Here is a 16200-nt window from a genome sequence, read left to right on the forward strand (position 1 = left end):
CATCTTGTGGTGGAACGCCGCCAGGGTCGTGTCTACTCCTTGGCCTGGTACGGCATGGGCGCATCGGCGTTGCGGCGCTTGCCCGTCTGGATCAGCACCACGCCCCCCAGGATCAGGCCCAGCGCGAGGATGAGGGTGGCGGTGATGTCCTCACCGACCGCGGCGCCGATGATCACGGCCACCAGCGGCGCGATGTAGGTGGCGCCTGCGGCCTGCACGGAGCCGAGCCTCTCGATGATGAAGTAGTAGGTGAAGAAGGCCACGCCGGTGCCCAGCATGCCCAGGCCGACGACGGCGCCCAACAGGGCGCGTGGGTCTCCCGCGATGGCCGTCATGCCGTCGAAGTCGGTCAGGATCAGCAGGGTCAGAAAGGCGAGCCCCGTCTGCCAGGTCGCCAGGGCCAGCGGGGGCAGCCGCAGCGGCGACAGGCACCGCTGGGCGTAGACGAAGGACACCCCGAGGCTCAGCGTCCCGGCCAGCATCCAGAGGACCCCGGTGAGCGCGACCCACTCGGTGCCCTCCCAGGGGCGTGCGCTTAGCGCAATGCCGATGAAGCCCAGGGCAACGCCGGCCGCCATCTGACCGGTCGGACGATCCTGGCGCAGGAACAGGACCGCGCAGAGGAAGGTGAAGATAGGGATCGAACCGCTCAGGAGTCCGGCCAGGCTCGATGGCAGCCGGGCGGTACCGGCCACGAAGCCGTAGTAGTAGAAGGTCGTCGCCAGCACCGACATGACCGCGAAGTGCGGCAGGTGGCGCAACTGATCTCGCGACAGGACCCCGGCTCGCCAGGCCACCAGGGCCAGGGGAAGGAAGCCGAACAGCACACGCAGGAATACCGTCTGTGTCGGCGAGATCACATCGGTGGCCCACTTCATGAAGATGAAGTTCGAGCCCCAGATGATGCCCAGCGCAGCGAGCGCCGCATAGGCACGTAACATGGCGTTCTCCTCGAGCAAGAGCGCAACGAGCCCCCTCCAGAGCAAGGGCGGCCCGTTGCGGTGGCAGGACAGGCGTCGTCAGATGGAGCGGGTCACTCCGCCATCGACGCGAAGGTTCTGGCCAGAGCCTCGCCCTTGCCCGACGGGGAGAGGATGGCGATACGATAGCCATCCTGAGCCAATCTGCGTGCGGCAGCGGCTCCCATGCCGGATCCGCCGCCCATGATAAGAGCCACTTTTTCTTCAGCCATGACGGCCTCCTTTGGTCAGGTTCTGGAGGCATTGTGGCGAGTGACAGCCGAAGTTTCGCGTGATGAATAAACGTGCCAGGCTGTAGAAAAACTATAGGCTATCGCCATGACGCTCTCCCGCCGCAAGCTGCCCCCTCTCAATGCCCTGCGTGCCTTCGAGGTCTCGGGCCGCCGAGGGAGTTTCCGGGCCGCCGCCGATGAGCTGGGCGTCACCCAGGGCGCCGTCGCGCAGCAGGTGCGCGCGTTGGAAGCGCACCTCGGCCAGGCCCTGTTCCATCGCCTGCCGCGCGGCCTCGTCCTGACGCCCCAGGGCGAGGCCTACCTGACGGACGTGACCCGCGCCTTCGATACCCTCGGGGACGCCACCGGACGACTGCTGGAGCGACCGGAGACGATCACGATCAGCGTGGCGCCGACCTTCGCCGCGAAGCTGCTGATTCCTCGTCTCGCCGAGCTGAACGCCGCGCTGCCCGGGGTGGCATTGCGCACGGTCGCCACCGAGGCACTCGCCGACTTCGAGCGCGACCAGGTGGACATCGCGGTGCGCCTCACCCGGCCTCCCTTCCCGTCCGGGCTGGAGGCCGGGTTGCTGTTTCACCAGGAGCTGGTCGCGGTCGCGAGCCCCCATCTGGTCCAGGCGTCAGCGCTCCCCCTCTCTGCCGAGCGGCTGCGGGAGCTGCCGCTCCTGCATGACGCGCACGATCATTGGCCGAGGTTTCTGCGTGCCGAGGGACCACTGCCCGGTACGGTCTTCAATCAGACGACACTGGCGCTGGACGCCGCCCTGGCGGGCCAGGGCATCGCCTTGGCATGTCGGGCGTTCGTGGCGGGAGATCTCGCGGCCGGGCGCCTGGTGCAGGTCACGGGGGAGGCCATGATCGAAGCGCCCAGCTATTACCTGGTGCGCCAGCGGTCATCCCCGCCTCACGCCCGGCAAGAGGCGGTATGGGAATGGTGCCTGGCGCGGCTCTCGCTCCCCGTCGAGTAGCGGGACCGGCCATCGCCTTCGCGTGAACCGGGCCCGCGGCAGGTCAGTCGTCGGCCGGCCGCGCCTTGCGGGCCAGCAGGGCGCGGAACAAGGTGCCCATCATGACCGGGCTGTCCTGCTCGATGGTGAAGCCGGCGTCGTCCAGCAGCGGCCGCGCCTGGCGGGTGATGTCGGTGGCGATGGCCGAGGTGACGAGGTTCAGCGCGCGACGGCCGAGCCCGGCCGGACGCGCGTCGGCCTGGAACTTGTCCATCACGCACAGCTGACCGTCGTCGGCCAGCACGCGATGGGCCTCGGCGAGGCCGCGGGCCGGGTCGGGCATCACCGCCAGGATCAGGTGCATCACCACCACGTCGAAGTGGCCATCGGGATAGTCGAGGGCCTCGGCGTCCATCACCTTGGCCTGGACGTCGCGGTGCAGCGCCTCGGCGCGCCGCTCGAGGCGCCGGACCATGGCCGGGCTGAGATCGGTGGCGTGCAGCTCGATGTCCCGCGGCAGCCAGGGCAGGTCGAGCCCGGTGCCGGCGCCCACCAGCAGCACGCGCAGGCCGGGGCGCCAGTGCACCTGCTTAAGCGCCGTCTGCCGGGCGCGGCGGAAGGCACGCTCGGCCACGGCGTCGTAGATCGGTGCATAGGCGTCGTAGCGTCGCCGATTCCAGGCGGTGGTGTTGAGCATGGGGCGTTTCTCCTCGCAGTCGCCTGCTGTCGACGCTTCCTACCTTAGCCGATTCCCCCGGTCCGGCGTTGCTGCCTTTTTCACAAGTCGTCGTCCCATTGCTGAAAGCCCCCCGCCAGGGGGCTCCCTATACTCGAATGATCCCCGATTCATCCTGAACGAGTTCGGCTCGAGACCACGGAGAACGTCATGACCCACACCCCGACCCGCAGCGATTTCGACCAGTACATGGTGCCCAACTACTCGCCGCAGAAGGCCATTCCGGTGCGTGGCGAGGGCAGCCGACTGTGGGATCAGGAGGGCCGTGAGTACATCGACTTCGCCGGCGGCATCGCGGTGAACTCCCTGGGCCACTGCCACCCGGTGCTGGTCAATGCGCTCAAGGAACAGGCCGACAAGGTCTGGCACCTGTCCAACGTCTACACCAACGAGCCGGCGCTGAAGCTGGCGCGCTCGCTGGTCGAGCGCACCTTCGCCGACAAGGTCTACCTGTGTTCTTCCGGCGGCGAGGCCAACGAGGCCGCGCTGAAGCTGGCGCGTCGCTGGGCCTACAACACCCACGGCGAGCAGAAGGACAAGATCATCTCCTTCCGCCAGTCGTTCCACGGCCGCACCTTCTTCACCGTCAGCGTCGGCGGCCAGCCCAAGTACTCTCAGGGCTTCGGCCCGGTGCCGGGCGGCATCGTCCACGCCGAGTTCAACGACCTCGAGGCGGTGCGCGAGCTGATGGGCGACGACACCTGCGCGGTGATGGTCGAGCCGATGCAGGGCGAGGGCGGCATCGTGCCCGCCACGCCGGACTTCCTGCAGGGCCTGCGCGAGCTGTGCGACCGGCACGACGCGCTGCTGATCTTCGACGAGGTGCAGACCGGCGTCGGCCGCACCGGCTCGCTGTTCGCCTACATGGAGTACGGCGTGACGCCGGACATCCTGACCAGCGCCAAGTCGCTGGGCGGCGGCTTCCCGGTGGGCGCCATGCTGACCACCGACCGCATCGCCCCGGCCATGGCCATCGGCACCCACGGCTCCACCTACGGCGGCAACGCCCTGGCCTCGGCCGTGGCCCTGGCCGCCGTGGAGCACATCGACACCCCCGAGGTGCTGGAGGGCGTCAAGCGCCGCCACGACCTGTTCCGCGAGCATCTCGAGACCATCAACCGCAAGCACGGCGTGTTCAAGGAAGTTCGCGGCATGGGCCTGCTGATCGGCGCCGAGATGACCGACGCCTACGAGGGCCGCGCCAAGGACATCCTGCCGCTGGCCATCGAGGAGGGCCTGATGGCGCTGGTCGCCGGCCCCAACGTGCTGCGCATGGCGCCGTCGCTGGTGATCCCCGAGGCCGACATCGCCGAGGGCATGGCGCGCCTGGAGCGGGCCATCGCCCGGCTGGTGGCGTCCGAGTGAGCCGCGGCCACGCCATGGACGCATCGGAATCATCCGCGGGAGGCCAAGCCATGCTGGTCGTACGTCCCACCCGGCCGGCGGATCTGCCGGCCCTGGAGCGGCTGGCGGGTAACGCCACGCCGCGCCTGACCAACCTGCCGGCCCATCGAGACCGCCTCGAGGAGCGCATCATGCGCTCCCAGCGGGCCTTCGAGGCCGAGGTGGAATTCCCCGGCGACGAGCACTACACCTTCGTGCTCGAGGACCTGGAGCGCGGCGAGGTGGTGGGCACCGCCACCGTGCGCGCCCAGGCCGGCGCCCGGGAGGCCTACTACACCTATCGCCAGGAAACCCTGATCCACGCCTCGCAGCAGCTCGACGTGCGCCGCGAGGTGCAGACCCTGTCGCTGTCTCACGAGGTCTCCGAGGCCAGCCTGCTGTGCGCCTACTCGCTGGACCCGCGCTACCGCGGCACCAGCGCCGAGAGCCTGCTGCGCCGGGCGCGGCTGATGTTCATCGCCCAGTACCCGGAGCGCTTCGCCGAGATCCTGGCCATGGCCTTCCCCGGCTTCCTGGACGACGACCAGCAGTCGCCGTTCTGGAACAGCGTGGGGCGCCACTTCTTCCAGCGCGACTATCAGGACATCAACTACGTGGCCGGGGTGCGCTCGAAGAGCTTCATCGCCGAGGTGATGCCCCAGTTCCCGCTCTACCTGGCGCTGCTGACGCCCCAGGCGCGGGCCGCCATCGGCCGCGAGCACCCGGACCACGAGGCGGCGCTCGACGAGATGCTGGCCGAGGGCTTCCTGCGCTCGCGCCACGTCGACATCTTCGACGCCGGCCCGGTGATCAAGGCCGAGCGCGAGCGGCTCGAGAGCTTCCGCCGCGCCGCCTGGCACCCGGTGCGCATCCGCCCGGCCCACTCGCTGCCCGACGCCGAGCCGGCGATGGTCGCCAACCAGCGCCTCGGCGACTTCCGCTGCGTGGTGGCGCGCTATGCGCTGTCGCCCACCGGCCAGCTGATGCTGTCGCCGGAGCACGCCGAGCGGCTCGGCGTGGAGGAGGGCCGCGCCGTGCTGGCCGCGCCGCTGGGTCTGCCGGGCGACGCCCACGACCCGGGCTACGACGAGGGAGAGCTGTGATGCGCATTCGACCGATCGCCCCGTCCGACCTGGACGAGCTGCAGGCGGTGGCCCGGGAGACCGGGGTGGGCTTCACCTCGCTGCCCGACAACCGCGACTTCCTGGCCGCCAAGATCGACACCGCGGTCAGCGCCTTCGCCCAGCAGACGCCGGTGGACCAGCGCCTCTACTTCTTCGTGCTCGAGGACGAGGCCAGCGGCAAGCTGGCCGGCTGCTGCGCCATCGAGGGCCAGGTGGGCCGCGAGGTGCCCTTCTATCACTACCGGCTGGGCACCCTGGCGCACTCCTCGGTGCAGCTCGACCTGCACCGCACCATCGACACCCTGTTTTTGAGCTCGGATCACACCGGCGACGCCGAGGTGGCGTCGCTGTTCCTGCGTCCCGAGTACCGCGGCGGCGACCGCCGGCACGAGCGCAACGGCGCGCTGCTGTCGATGGTGCGCTGGCTGTTCATGGCCCAGTTCCGCGACAGCTTCCCCGACAAGGTGCTGGCCGAGATGCGCGGCAGGTTCGACGCCGAGGGCAGGAGCCCGTTCTGGGAGTGCCTGGGCAGCAACTTCTTCCCGATGGACTTCAACGAGGCCGACCGGCTCACCGGGCTGGGCCAGAAGAGCTTCATCGGCGAGCTGATGCCCAAGTTCCCGATCTACACCCCCTTCCTCTCCGAGGAGGCCCGGGCCTGCATCGGCGAGGTCCACGATCACACCCGCCCGGCGCTGGCGATGCTCAGGAAGGAGGGCCTGCGCTGGGAAGGGTTCATCGACATCTTCGATGGCGGCCCCACCGTGGAGGCCTATATCGACGACGTGCGCGGCGTGCGCCTGTCGCGGACCTGCCGCGTGGAGATCCAGGCCGGCGAGCCCGAGCGGGCCGAACGGCCGCGCTGGCTGGCCGCGACCACCTCCATGGCCGGCTTCCGCGCGGCCTGGCTGGGCCGCGGACCCGACGACGACGGCGTGGTGACGCTGAGCGAGGCCGAGGCGGCACGCCTCGAGGTCGGCGCCGGCGACACCCTGCGCATTCTGGATAGCGACGAGGAGGCGTGATGAAGGCGACGCAACGGCTGCTGATCGGCGGCGAGTGGCAGGACGGCGAGGCCGAGGGCTTCGCCAAGCAGGACCCGGTATCGGGCGAGGCGCTGTGGCAGGGCCACGCCGCCTCCGAGGCCCAGGTGGGCGCCGCCGTCGAGGCCGCCCGCGCCGCCTTCCCGGCCTGGGCGCGGCGCACGTTCGAGCAGCGCCAGGCGCTGGTCGAGCGCTTCCGTGAGGTGCTCGAGAGCCACCGCGAGGACCTGGCCACGGCGATCGCCGGCGAGACCGGCAAGCCGCTGTGGGAGGCGCGCACCGAGGTCGGCGCGATGATCGGCAAGGTGGCGATCTCGATCCGGGCCTACCAGGAGCGCACCGGCGAGCGCGAGCGCGACCTGGGCGAGGCCCGGGCGGTGCTGCGTCATCGGCCCCACGGCGTGATGGCGGTGTTCGGCCCCTACAACTTCCCCGGCCACCTGCCCAACGGCCACATGGTGCCGGCGCTGCTGGCCGGCAACACCGTGGTCTTCAAGCCCAGCGAGCAGACCCCGCTGACCGCCGACCTGACGCTGCAGTGCTGGCGCGAGGCCGGCCTGCCCGAGGGCGTGATCAACCTGGTGCAGGGCGCGGCCCCGGTGGGGCAGGCGCTGTCCTCCCATGGCGGCATCGACGGCCTGCTGTTCACCGGCAGCGCCAAGGTCGGCGGCCTGCTGCACCGGCAGTTCGCCGGCCAGATGGACAAGATCCTGGCCCTCGAGCTCGGCGGCAACAACCCGCTGGTGATCAAGGACGTGCCCGATCAGGACGCCGCCGTGCTGACCATCCTGCAGTCGGCCTTCCTGTCCGGCGGCCAGCGCTGCACCTGCGCCCGCCGGCTGATCGTGCCGCAGGGGCAGGTGGGCGACCGCCTGCTGGACGCCCTGTCCGATGCCATCTCGCGGCTGCACGTGGCCGGCCAGTTCAGCGAGCAGGCGCCGTTCTACGGCGGCCTGGTCAGCGTGGCCGCCGCCGACGGCCTGCTGGCGGCCCAGGACGACCTCGAGGCCCGCGGCGGCAGCGTGCTCGCGCGCATGCAGCGCCTGGAGGAGAACACCAGCCTGCTCACGCCTGCGCTGATCGACGTCACCGGCCTCGAGGTGCCCGACGAGGAGCACTTCGGCCCGCTGCTCAAGGTCCACCGCTACCGCGACTGGGACGAGGCGATGGCACTGGCCAACGACACCCGCTATGGCCTCTCCGCCGGGCTGATCGGCGGCGAGCGCGAGGACTGGGACGACTTCCTGCTGCGCATCCGCGCCGGCATCGTCAACTGGAACCGCCAGACCACCGGCGCCTCCGGCGATGCCCCCTTCGGCGGCGTGGGCGACAGCGGCAACCATCGTCCCAGTGCCTACTACGCGGCCGACTACTGCGCCTACCCCGTGGCCTCCATGGAGAGCGAGGCGCTGAGCCTGCCCGACAAGCTGCCGCCGGGGGTGACGCTGTGACTCAGAGACTGATGCCCATCGATCCGCAGGCGCTCCCAGCGCGCTCTTGCAAGACCACGGCCGACTACTGCGCCTATCCCGTGGCCTCCATGGAGAGCGAGGCACTGAGCCTGCCCGACAAGCTGCCGCCGGGGGTGACGCTGTGAACCGGGAACCCGATATGAGCATGCGCGAGATCAACTTCGATGGCCTGGTGGGCCCGACCCACAACTACTCGGGCCTGGCCCACGGCAACGTGGCCTCGATGAGCCACGAGGGGCTGGTGGCCAACCCCCGCGAGGCCGCGCTGCAGGGCCTCGAGAAGATTAAGTCGCTGATGGACTCAGGCTACGCCCAGGGCGTGCTGCCGCCCCAGCAGCGCCCGGACCTGGGCGCGCTGCGCGAGCTCGGCTTTGCCGGCAGCGATGCCCGGGTGCTGGCCCGGGCCGCCGACGAGGCGCCCCAGCTGCTGCGCGCGGTGTGCTCGGCCTCCAGCATGTGGACCGCCAACGCCGCCACGGTGACGCCCAGCGTCGACGCGCCGGACGGGCGGGTGCACTTCACGCCGGCCAACCTGCAGTCGAGCTTCCACCGCTACCTGGAGCCGACCACCACCGGCCGGGTGCTGGCGTCGATCTTCGCCGACGAGGCCTGTTTCGCCCACCATCCGGCGCTGCCGGCGACGCCGGCCTTCTCCGACGAGGGCGCGGCCAACCACACCCGGCTGGCCGGCGAGCATGGGGAGCCGGGCGTGCACCTCTACGTCTATGGCCGTCAGGCGTTCGGCGGCGACGGCATTGCGCCGCGGCGCTATCCGGCCCGCCAGACCCTCGAGGCCAGCCAGGCGGTGGCCCGTCAGCACGGCCTCGGCGATGCCCAGACGGTGTTCGCCCAGCAGCATCCCGAGGCCATCGACGCCGGCGTCTTCCACAACGACGTCATCGCCGTGGGCAACGGCCCGGTGCTGCTCTATCACGAGCGGGCCTTCCGCGACGAGCAGGGCACCCTGGACGCGCTGCGCGAGCGCATGGCCTCGCCGCTGATTCCGGTGCGGGTGCCGGTGGAGGCGGTGAGCCTGGACGACGCCGTGGCCTCGTACCTGTTCAACTCCCAGCTGCTCACGAACCCCGACGGCACCATGACGCTGGTGGTGCCCGGCGAATGCCAGGAGCGCGAGGCGGTGTGGCGCTGCCTTCAGGATCACCTGCTGGCGGGCCACAACCCGATCTCCGAGGTGGTGGTGAAGGACGTCAAGCAGTCGATGCGCAACGGCGGCGGCCCCGCCTGCCTGCGGCTGCGGGTGGCGCTCTCCGAGGCCGAGCGCGCCGCGATCTCCGGCCGGGTGCTGCTGGACGATGCCCTGCATGGCGAGCTCGTCGCCTGGGTCGAGCGTCACTATCGCGACCGCCTGGCCCCGGCCGACCTGGCCGACCCGGCGCTCGCCAGCGAGACCCTCACCGCCCTGGACGAGCTCACCGGCATCCTCCGTCTCGGCAGCGTCTACCCCTTCCAGCTCGGCTGAGGGGATCGCGCGGCGCCAGACACGACAAGGCCGGGGGAGGCGTCGAGCCGACCCGGCCTGTCGTTTTTCGCGCCTCGCGTTGACGGCCCTATCGTCATGCCTCCAGCTCGACCGTGATCGATAGCGGCCGCAGCAGGCTCTCACGGCCGGTGGTGTGCTCGTTCAGCATGGCGACCAGATCCCGCGTGGTGGAATGACGGGTCAGCATCAGTGCCGTCACCGGCGCCTCCCTGTCGAGCAGCCTGGTGGCGTGCCAGCAGCCCGGAGACATGGCGATGCCCAGGCCCTGAGGCAGGTGAAAGGCCCTCAGCGAATCGATGTCCGGGGCATCGTCCCGATCGAGACATACGATCTGCACGAGATCGCCGCCGTGGATCGGCACCACGGCCTGGTGGGTCAATCGGTGCATCTCCAGCCGGTCGATGCGCGACGCGCCATCGCGGTAATTCACCCAGAGTACCTCGGCGGGCCCTCCATCGGCGCCGGTATCGAAGCTGAGCTGGTGGATGAAATCGCTGGCGGGGGAGCTGTGTCTCGGCTCGCGTCGTGCGAGATCCTCCGGCCAGCCCAGTACCTTGCCGTAAGGGGAAAACGCACTGGGGGAGAGTGGCGCGATCGGCAGCATCATGGTGGTCATGTCCTTCCTCGAGGGGATCAGCCGTGACCTTGCAACACGGTCTCCACGACGCTGGCGGCCTGCAGCAGCGCGGCGTCCTCGCCCCGGGGGCGGGCCAGCATCAGGCCGATCGGCAGCTCGGCGTCGGCCGCGGTGTAGGGCAGCGAGATGGCGCTGGCGTCCAGGTAGTTGAAGACGCTGGTGTTGCGCAGGGCGCGGCGATTGGCGGCCTGGAAGGCCTCGGCGTCGGTTTCCAGCGCCCGGCGCTCGGGGGGCAGCATGGCCACGGTGGGCAGCAGCACCGCGTCGAAGCCGGTCAGTTCGGCGGCGAAGCGGGCCTGCAGGCCGGGGCGCTGCCAGAGCCGGTCCAGGTAGTCGCTCGCCAGCACCTCGCGGCCGCCGCGCAGTCGCTCGGCGATGAAGGGGTCGTAGTCGGCCTCCCGCTCGGCCAGCTGCTCGTGGTGCAGGGCCGCGGCCTCCGGCACCACCAGCCCGCCCTGCTGGTTGATGGCGTGGGCATCCTCCACCGCGGCCAGCGGCAGGCGCTCGAGGTGCCAGCCGAGGCGACGCAGGCTGGCCACGGCCTCCTCGAAGGCGGCGGCGACGGCGTCGTCGAGCCCCTGGAGCAGGGCGCCGTCGGGTATCGCCAGGCGCAGCGGGCGGGGCGTGGGATCCAGGCGCGGCGCCTGGCCGCTCAGGGCCTGCCACAGGGTGGCGCAGCAGGCGACACTCGGGGCGATGGGGCCCACGCAGTCGAGGCTCGGCGACAGCGGGTAGGCCCCTTCGCCGGGCACGCTCGCCTGGCTCGGCTTGAAGCCGACCAGTCCGCAGAAGGCCGCCGGGATACGCAGGGAGCCGCCGGTATCGCTGCCGAGCGCCGCCGCCGCCAGGCCGAAGGCCACCGAGGCGGCCCCGCCCGAGGTCGAGCCCCCGGTGATGCGGGCGGCGTCATGGGGGTTGGGCGGGGTGCCGACGTGGGGGTTGAGCCCGAGGCCGGAGAAGGCGAACTCGCTCATGGTGGTGCGTCCGGCGAGCAGGGCGCCGGCCTTGCGCAGGCGGGCCACGGCGGGGGCGTCCTGGGTCGCCGGGGGAGTCGCCTCGAGCACCCGCGACCCGGCGCGGGTCACCTCGCCGCGCACGTCGAACAGATCCTTGATGCTGACCGGCACGCCGGACAGGGCGCGCGGCGCCTCGCCGGCCGCCTGCAGGGCCTGCTGGGCCTCGGCCTGGGCCGTGAGGCGCTCGGGTGAGTGCTCGACGAAGGTCTCGCGGGCGATCTCATCGAGAGCCGCGGCGCGCCGGTTCAGCGCCTCGCCGGCCTCGCGGTAGCCGAAGTCGCCGGCCTCGAAGGCGACGGCGAGATCGGACAGCCGACGCTTTGCCGGCGGGCGGGCCCAGAAGGCATCCGCCATCGCCTGGGAGGTCGTGAGGGAAGGCTCGTTCATTGCGCCACCTCCAGGGCCTCGACCCGATAATGGTGGCTGAGGGTGCGGCCGAGTACCGGGTCGGTCAGGTGCATGGTGAAGGGCTTGCTTGAGCGGATGCCGCCGATGGCCGGCACGGTCCCGCACAGCAGCACGCTGTTGGGGGCGAGGCCGCCGTTCGCCGCCAGCGCCGGGGGCAGCTTCTCCAGCAGGTCCGGCACATCGAGCAGCTCGGCCAGGGTGCCCTGCTGGTAGGTGACGGTGCGGCCGTCCTCCTCGATCTCGCTGGAAAGCTCCAGGCGGTCCCAGTGGTCGCGTACCTCCTCGTAGCGCCACACCTCGCGGCCGATCGGCTTGGCGCACAGCTGCTTGGACTCGGCGACGCCGACGGCCTCCAGCTGGCGGTCGGTGTGGTCAGAGGCCAGGGTCACCCACAGGGTGCCCTCGGCGTCGCTGATCAGGCAGGCCTCGACCTCGCCGGATCCATGGGTACCGAGCATCTGTACCTTCTCCTGCTGGGTCAGCAGCTCGACCCCGCCCCGGTAGAACAGCGGGGTGGTGGAGGGCGGCTTGACGCCGAGCTCCGCCAGTTCGTCGATGTGGTGCTGCACGCCGGCCTGGTCGCGGCCGGCCCAGCCGGCAATCGCCAGGCGCTCGGGGGTCAGGGTGAGGGTGCCGTCGGCATGGGTGAAACTCAGCATGAAGGACTCCGGTCTTGTTGTCGGGAGCGCCGGCCGGTGGGCCGGCGCCCGGGGTCGGGACGATCGATTCGGGGCGATCGCGTCGGGGCTACTGGCTCAGGGTCTGGGGCAGCCACAGGGCGATGGACGGGAAGCTCACCAGCAGCACGGCCATCACCAGCATGGCGGCGAGATACGGCAGGGTGCCGATGATCACCTCGGAGAAGGCCTCGCCGCGGCGCGAGGCCTGGACGATGTAGAGGTTGAGGCCCACCGGGGGGGTGATCAGCGCCAGCTCCACGAACAGGATCATCACGATGCCGAACCACACCTTGTCGAAGCCGGCGGCGATGATCAGCGGGGTGACGATGGGGATGGTGATCACCATCAGCGACAGGGTCTCGATGAAGAAGCCCAGCACGATGAACAGCACGATCACCGCCATCAGCAGCGCGAAGGGCGACAGGTCGTAGGCGTTCAGCAGGCCGGTGAGCTGCTGCACCATGCCCGAGGAGGCCAGCGCGAAGTTGAGGAAGGAGGCGGCCAGGATGATGAACAGGATCATCGAGCTGGTCTTGATGGTGCCGTCGAGGGCGGCCATCAGCATCCTGCGATCCAGGGTGCGGTTGAGGGCGGCCAGCCCCATCGAGGCGATCACGCCGATGGCGGCGGCCTCGGTGGGGGTCGCCCAGCCCAGGTAGATCGAGCCGACGATCACCAGGAACAGCGCCAGCAGCGGCAGCAGGAACTTGAGGCTGTTGAGGCGGGTGGCCCAGGAGGCCACGTTGCTGGGGCCGCCAAGCGCAGGCTTCCACAGGCACAGCAGCAGCGAGGCGATCATGAACAGCAGCGCCAGCCCCAGCCCCGGCACCAGGCCGGCCATGAACAGCTGCGGGATCGAGGTCTCGGTGAGAAAGCCGTAGACGATCAGGTTGATCGAGGGCGGGATCAGGATGCCCAGGGTGCCGCCGGCGGCGATGCTGCCGCAGAACAGCTTGGCATCGTAGCCCAGCGTCTTGCCCTGGGGCAGGGCCACGGTGGAGACGGTGGCGGCGGTGGCCACCGAGGACCCTGAGGTGGCCGAGAACAGCGCCGAGGTGGTGATGTTGGCGTGCAGCAGGCCGCCCGGCAGCCAGGACAGCCAGTGATCCATGGCCCGGTAGGCCTTCTCGGCGATGCCGGCGCGCACGATGATCTCGCCCATCAGCACGAACAGCGGGATCGCGATCAGCAGGAAGGAGTCGGCGGCGGACCACAGGTTCTGCCCCAGCGCCTTGGTCAGCGGGAAGATCGAGAAGAACTGATCGACGCCGAAGGCCAGCAGGAACAGCGTCACGGCGACCGGAATCCCGGCCAGCAGCAGGCTCAGGATACCGATGGAGAGAAAGGCAAGCATCAGGTGGCCTCCCGGGCGGTGTCGCCCTTGTCCGGCCCGGCCAGGGCCTCGATGGTGGCGGCGTCACGGGTGAACAGCGCGGCCAGCACGCGCACGCCGAGCACGCTGGTGGTGATCGCGAACCACGCATAGCCGGACAGCCAGACCAGCTGCGGGATCCACAGCGGAGTGGCCAGCGGGGTGTTGGCGGTGGTGCCGTTGGCCAGCGACTTGGCCAGCACCGGATAGGCGTTGAGGGCGATGGTCCAGGCGACCAGGTTCAGGGCCAGCAGGGCGATGATATCGAGCGCCTGGCGCGAGCGCGGCGAGAGCTGGCCGTGGACCACGTCGATGCGGATATGGGCGCGTTCCAGCAGGGTGTGCGAGAGCCCCCAGGCGGAGAGCACCGCCAGCACATAGCCGGAATACTCGTGGACCCCGGAGAGGGCGTGGCCGAACAGCTGGCGCATCAGGATCTCGGCGCCGATGAACAGCACCACCGCCAGCAGGGCGAGGCCCATCAGGCGGGCGGCGAATCGGGACACGAGGCGCGTGGCGGCGACCACGGCATCGAGCGCGGAAAGGAGCGTCGTCATGGGAGTACCTCGAGGGTTGGCCGCCCCGCCAGCGCGGGGCGGCGAACGGCCATTCAGGGCGTGGTGGCGGTCAGGTCGACGACCTGGCCCACGCTGGAGTTCCAGGCCTCAAGGGTGTCGGCATCGACACGGGCGGCCCAGGCGGGCAGCACGGTGTCCTCGAGGGCCTGGCGGGCGGCGGCCAGGTCATCTTCGGTGGCGTTCACCAGGGTCATGCCGGCGGGGTCGCCCAGCGGGCACTCGCCCTGGCCGGTCAGGCAGGCGATGCCACGCGCGGTCTCGGTGCGGGCGTTGTCCCATACCGGGGCGACGAACTCGCTGTCGAGGCTCGACTGGATCTGGTCCTGGGTGGTCTCGTCGAGGCCGTTCCACTTGTCGAGGTTGATGGCGGTGATCACGTAGTCCCAGCCGCCCATCGGCAGCGCCAGCAGGTGGCTCGAGACCTCGTGCCAGCCGGCGCTGTAGCCGGACAGGGAGCCGGTCACCGCGCAGTCGATCACGCCGCGCTCCAGCGAGCCCGGCACCTCGTTGAAGGCGATGTTGAGGCTCTGGGCGCCCAGCGCCTCGATGAACTCGCCGGTCGAGCGGCCGCTGGCGCGGACCTTCTTGTCGGTCAGGCTCTCGACGCCCTCGATCGGGGTGTTGCAGAACAGCACCTGGGCCGGGTAGGGCACGATGGCCAGCACGTGGCTGTTGAAGCGCTCGTTCATGGTCGACTCGGCCAGCGGGCGGAAGGCGTCGGCGACCCGCTGGGCGGAGTCGATGTCGCTGGCCATCATCGGCAGGTCCAGGCCCTCGAGGGCCGGGGCGTCGCCCACGGTGTAGTCGGCCACCGTCATGCCCACATCGAAGAGGCCATCGCCCAGGTAGCGGAAGACGTCGCCGCCGGTGATGCCCATCTGGTCGTGGGTGGTGACCTGGGTGGCGATCTCGCCGTTGCTCTGCGCGGGCAGGGTCTCGCTCCAGAAGGGCTTCTCGAACTGGCGGTGCAGCTCGAGGCTGCTCCAGCTGCCGACCACGTTGAGGGAGGTCTCGGCGCTGGCCGAGGCGGCGAGGCCGATCAGGCCGAGGCCGACCAGGCGGGAGGCCAGGCGGGTCGGGCGACAGGCAGAGACGGGACGACGGAATGCGGTCATGGGGGGCTTGCCTCTTGTTGCTGTTATGTCGTGTTGTCGTGGTGAATCGTCGGATCGCGATGCCCGAGGATGCGGGGTCGAGCCGGCCCCGAGAACGAGCGGCCCGGCTCAGCCGAACTTCAGCTGCTGGTTGGGCAGGTCGGTGATCAACATGTGGCCCGGGCTGTGGGTGATCACCAGCGGCAGTTTCGCCTGTTCGATGGCGAGCTGGGGGGTCACGCCGCAGGCCCAGAACACCGGCAGGTCGTCGTCGTGCAGCACCGGCGGCTCGCCGAAGTCCGGCGCGGCCAGATCCTCGATGCCGAGCAGCTCCGGGTGGCCGAGATGGATCGGGGCGCCATGCACCCGCGGCATGTCGGTGGTGAGCTGGATGGCACGGATCGCCTGGGCGGCCGGGAAGGGGCGCATCGACACCACCAGCTCGCCACGAAAGACGCCGCTCGGGGTCAGGGCACGGTTGGTGCGATACATCGGCACGTTGCGGTCATGGGTGACGTGGCGCACGTCGAGGCCATCATTGATCAGCGCCTCCTCGAACGAGAAGGAACAGCCGATCGAGAAGCCGACGAAGTCGTCCTGCCACAGCTCGGCGATGTCGCTGCACTCGCCGTCCAGGGCGCCGTGGCGATAGAGCCGGTAGCGGGGCAGGTCGTGGCGCAGGTCGATCCCCTCGCCCAGGCCGTGGGGCACCGGGTCGCCGGGACGGGTCACGTCCAGCAGCGGGCAGGGCTTGGGGTTCATCAGGCAGAAGCGCAGGAAGTCGTCGGCATACTGCGCAGGCAGGATCACCAGGTTGGCCTGGGCGTAGCCGGCGGCGAGGCCGCTGGTGTGACGCGTCCACTCGCCGCGGCGAATCGCCTGGCGGCATTCGGCGGGGCTTGCCGAGGCCATCGAGGAAGAAGAAGGCATGGCGATATCTTCTGTTTGTGATTATGCCTTCACGATAGGAACCCGCCTTTGATAAATCCAATCGATT

General features: G+C 70.2%; 17 protein-coding genes. 7 read left to right on the plus strand and 10 right to left on the minus strand.

Annotated features, from left to right (window positions below; translation table 11 throughout):
• Positions 1 to 32: 32 nt before the first annotated feature.
• Together FIU88_RS02350 and FIU88_RS02355 are read right to left on the minus strand one after the other, a co-directional pair.
• Positions 33 to 941 carry a DMT family transporter gene (locus tag FIU88_RS02350; RefSeq protein ID WP_152478032.1) on the minus strand — a complete coding sequence of 303 codons (909 nt, stop codon included), beginning with the start codon at positions 939 to 941 and terminating at the stop codon, positions 33 to 35.
• A gap of 92 nt (positions 942 to 1033) precedes the next feature.
• Positions 1034 to 1192, minus strand: coding sequence for an SDR family NAD(P)-dependent oxidoreductase (locus FIU88_RS02355; protein ID WP_253742687.1), 159 nt, complete (start codon positions 1190 to 1192; stop codon positions 1034 to 1036).
• A gap of 106 nt (positions 1193 to 1298) precedes the next feature.
• Between FIU88_RS02355 and FIU88_RS02360 the strand changes: the two genes are divergently transcribed.
• On the plus strand, positions 1299 to 2180 hold the full coding sequence (locus tag FIU88_RS02360; protein ID WP_152478033.1) for a LysR substrate-binding domain-containing protein: 882 nt from the start codon (positions 1299 to 1301) through the stop codon (positions 2178 to 2180).
• 43 nt (positions 2181 to 2223) lie between these two features.
• Here FIU88_RS02360 and FIU88_RS02365 read toward each other — a convergent pair whose 3' ends face one another.
• Entirely contained in the window at positions 2224 to 2856 is a 633-nt protein-coding gene (locus tag FIU88_RS02365; RefSeq protein WP_152478034.1) for a class I SAM-dependent methyltransferase, read from the minus strand.
• 189 nt (positions 2857 to 3045) lie between these two features.
• Between FIU88_RS02365 and FIU88_RS02370 the strand changes: the two genes are divergently transcribed.
• The 6 genes from FIU88_RS02370 to astB are packed head-to-tail and all read left to right on the plus strand — an operon-like array spanning position 3046 to position 9397.
• Positions 3046 to 4260, plus strand: a complete 1215-nt coding sequence (locus FIU88_RS02370; RefSeq protein ID WP_152478035.1) for an aspartate aminotransferase family protein — start codon at positions 3046 to 3048, stop codon at positions 4258 to 4260.
• 50 nt (positions 4261 to 4310) lie between these two features.
• Positions 4311 to 5381 carry an arginine N-succinyltransferase gene (locus FIU88_RS02375; RefSeq protein ID WP_016855110.1) on the plus strand — a complete coding sequence of 357 codons (1071 nt, stop codon included), beginning with the start codon at positions 4311 to 4313 and terminating at the stop codon, positions 5379 to 5381.
• On the plus strand, positions 5381 to 6427 hold the full coding sequence (gene astA / locus FIU88_RS02380) for an arginine N-succinyltransferase (RefSeq protein WP_152478036.1): 1047 nt from the start codon (positions 5381 to 5383) through the stop codon (positions 6425 to 6427). Before FIU88_RS02375 ends, astA begins: the two co-directional genes overlap by 1 nt.
• A complete protein-coding gene (astD, locus tag FIU88_RS02385; RefSeq protein ID WP_152478037.1) occupies positions 6427 to 7896 on the plus strand; it encodes a succinylglutamate-semialdehyde dehydrogenase in 1470 nt (489 codons plus the stop codon). The genes astA and astD overlap by 1 nt, the downstream gene beginning before the upstream one ends.
• Positions 7897 to 7907: 11 nt before the next feature.
• Entirely contained in the window at positions 7908 to 8042 is a 135-nt protein-coding gene (locus tag FIU88_RS19475; RefSeq protein WP_301339546.1) for a hypothetical protein, read from the plus strand.
• Between the two features lie 14 nt (positions 8043 to 8056).
• Positions 8057 to 9397: an N-succinylarginine dihydrolase gene (gene astB / locus FIU88_RS02390; protein ID WP_152478038.1), complete on the plus strand. Its 1341-nt coding sequence runs from the start codon at positions 8057 to 8059 to the stop codon at positions 9395 to 9397.
• 94 nt (positions 9398 to 9491) lie between these two features.
• On the opposite strand, the gene FIU88_RS02395 is transcribed toward astB, so the two are convergent.
• The 7 genes from FIU88_RS02395 to FIU88_RS02425 form a co-directional block, all read right to left on the minus strand.
• Positions 9492 to 10034: an ureidoglycolate lyase gene (locus tag FIU88_RS02395; RefSeq protein ID WP_152478039.1), complete on the minus strand. Its 543-nt coding sequence runs from the start codon at positions 10032 to 10034 to the stop codon at positions 9492 to 9494.
• A 17-nt stretch (positions 10035 to 10051) separates the two neighbouring features.
• Positions 10052 to 11458, minus strand: a complete 1407-nt coding sequence (locus FIU88_RS02400; protein WP_152478040.1) for an amidase — start codon at positions 11456 to 11458, stop codon at positions 10052 to 10054.
• Positions 11455 to 12138 carry a DUF2848 domain-containing protein gene (locus tag FIU88_RS02405; RefSeq protein ID WP_152478041.1) on the minus strand — a complete coding sequence of 228 codons (684 nt, stop codon included), beginning with the start codon at positions 12136 to 12138 and terminating at the stop codon, positions 11455 to 11457. Before FIU88_RS02405 ends, FIU88_RS02400 begins: the two co-directional genes overlap by 4 nt.
• An 88-nt stretch (positions 12139 to 12226) precedes the next feature.
• Positions 12227 to 13513, minus strand: a complete 1287-nt coding sequence (locus FIU88_RS02410; RefSeq protein ID WP_016855103.1) for a TRAP transporter large permease — start codon at positions 13511 to 13513, stop codon at positions 12227 to 12229.
• On the minus strand, positions 13513 to 14088 hold the full coding sequence (locus FIU88_RS02415) for a TRAP transporter small permease subunit (protein WP_152478042.1): 576 nt from the start codon (positions 14086 to 14088) through the stop codon (positions 13513 to 13515). The genes FIU88_RS02410 and FIU88_RS02415 overlap by 1 nt, the downstream gene beginning before the upstream one ends.
• A 53-nt stretch (positions 14089 to 14141) precedes the next feature.
• Positions 14142 to 15224: a TRAP transporter substrate-binding protein gene (locus FIU88_RS02420; protein WP_152478043.1), complete on the minus strand. Its 1083-nt coding sequence runs from the start codon at positions 15222 to 15224 to the stop codon at positions 14142 to 14144.
• A gap of 108 nt (positions 15225 to 15332) precedes the next feature.
• Positions 15333 to 16133, minus strand: a complete 801-nt coding sequence (locus FIU88_RS02425; protein ID WP_253742689.1) for a putative hydro-lyase — start codon at positions 16131 to 16133, stop codon at positions 15333 to 15335.
• Positions 16134 to 16200 lie beyond the last annotated feature (67 nt).

Origin of the sequence: Halomonas sp. THAF12 (assembly GCF_009363675.1) — a bacterium.
Classification (GTDB): domain Bacteria; phylum Pseudomonadota; class Gammaproteobacteria; order Pseudomonadales; family Halomonadaceae; genus Halomonas; species Halomonas smyrnensis.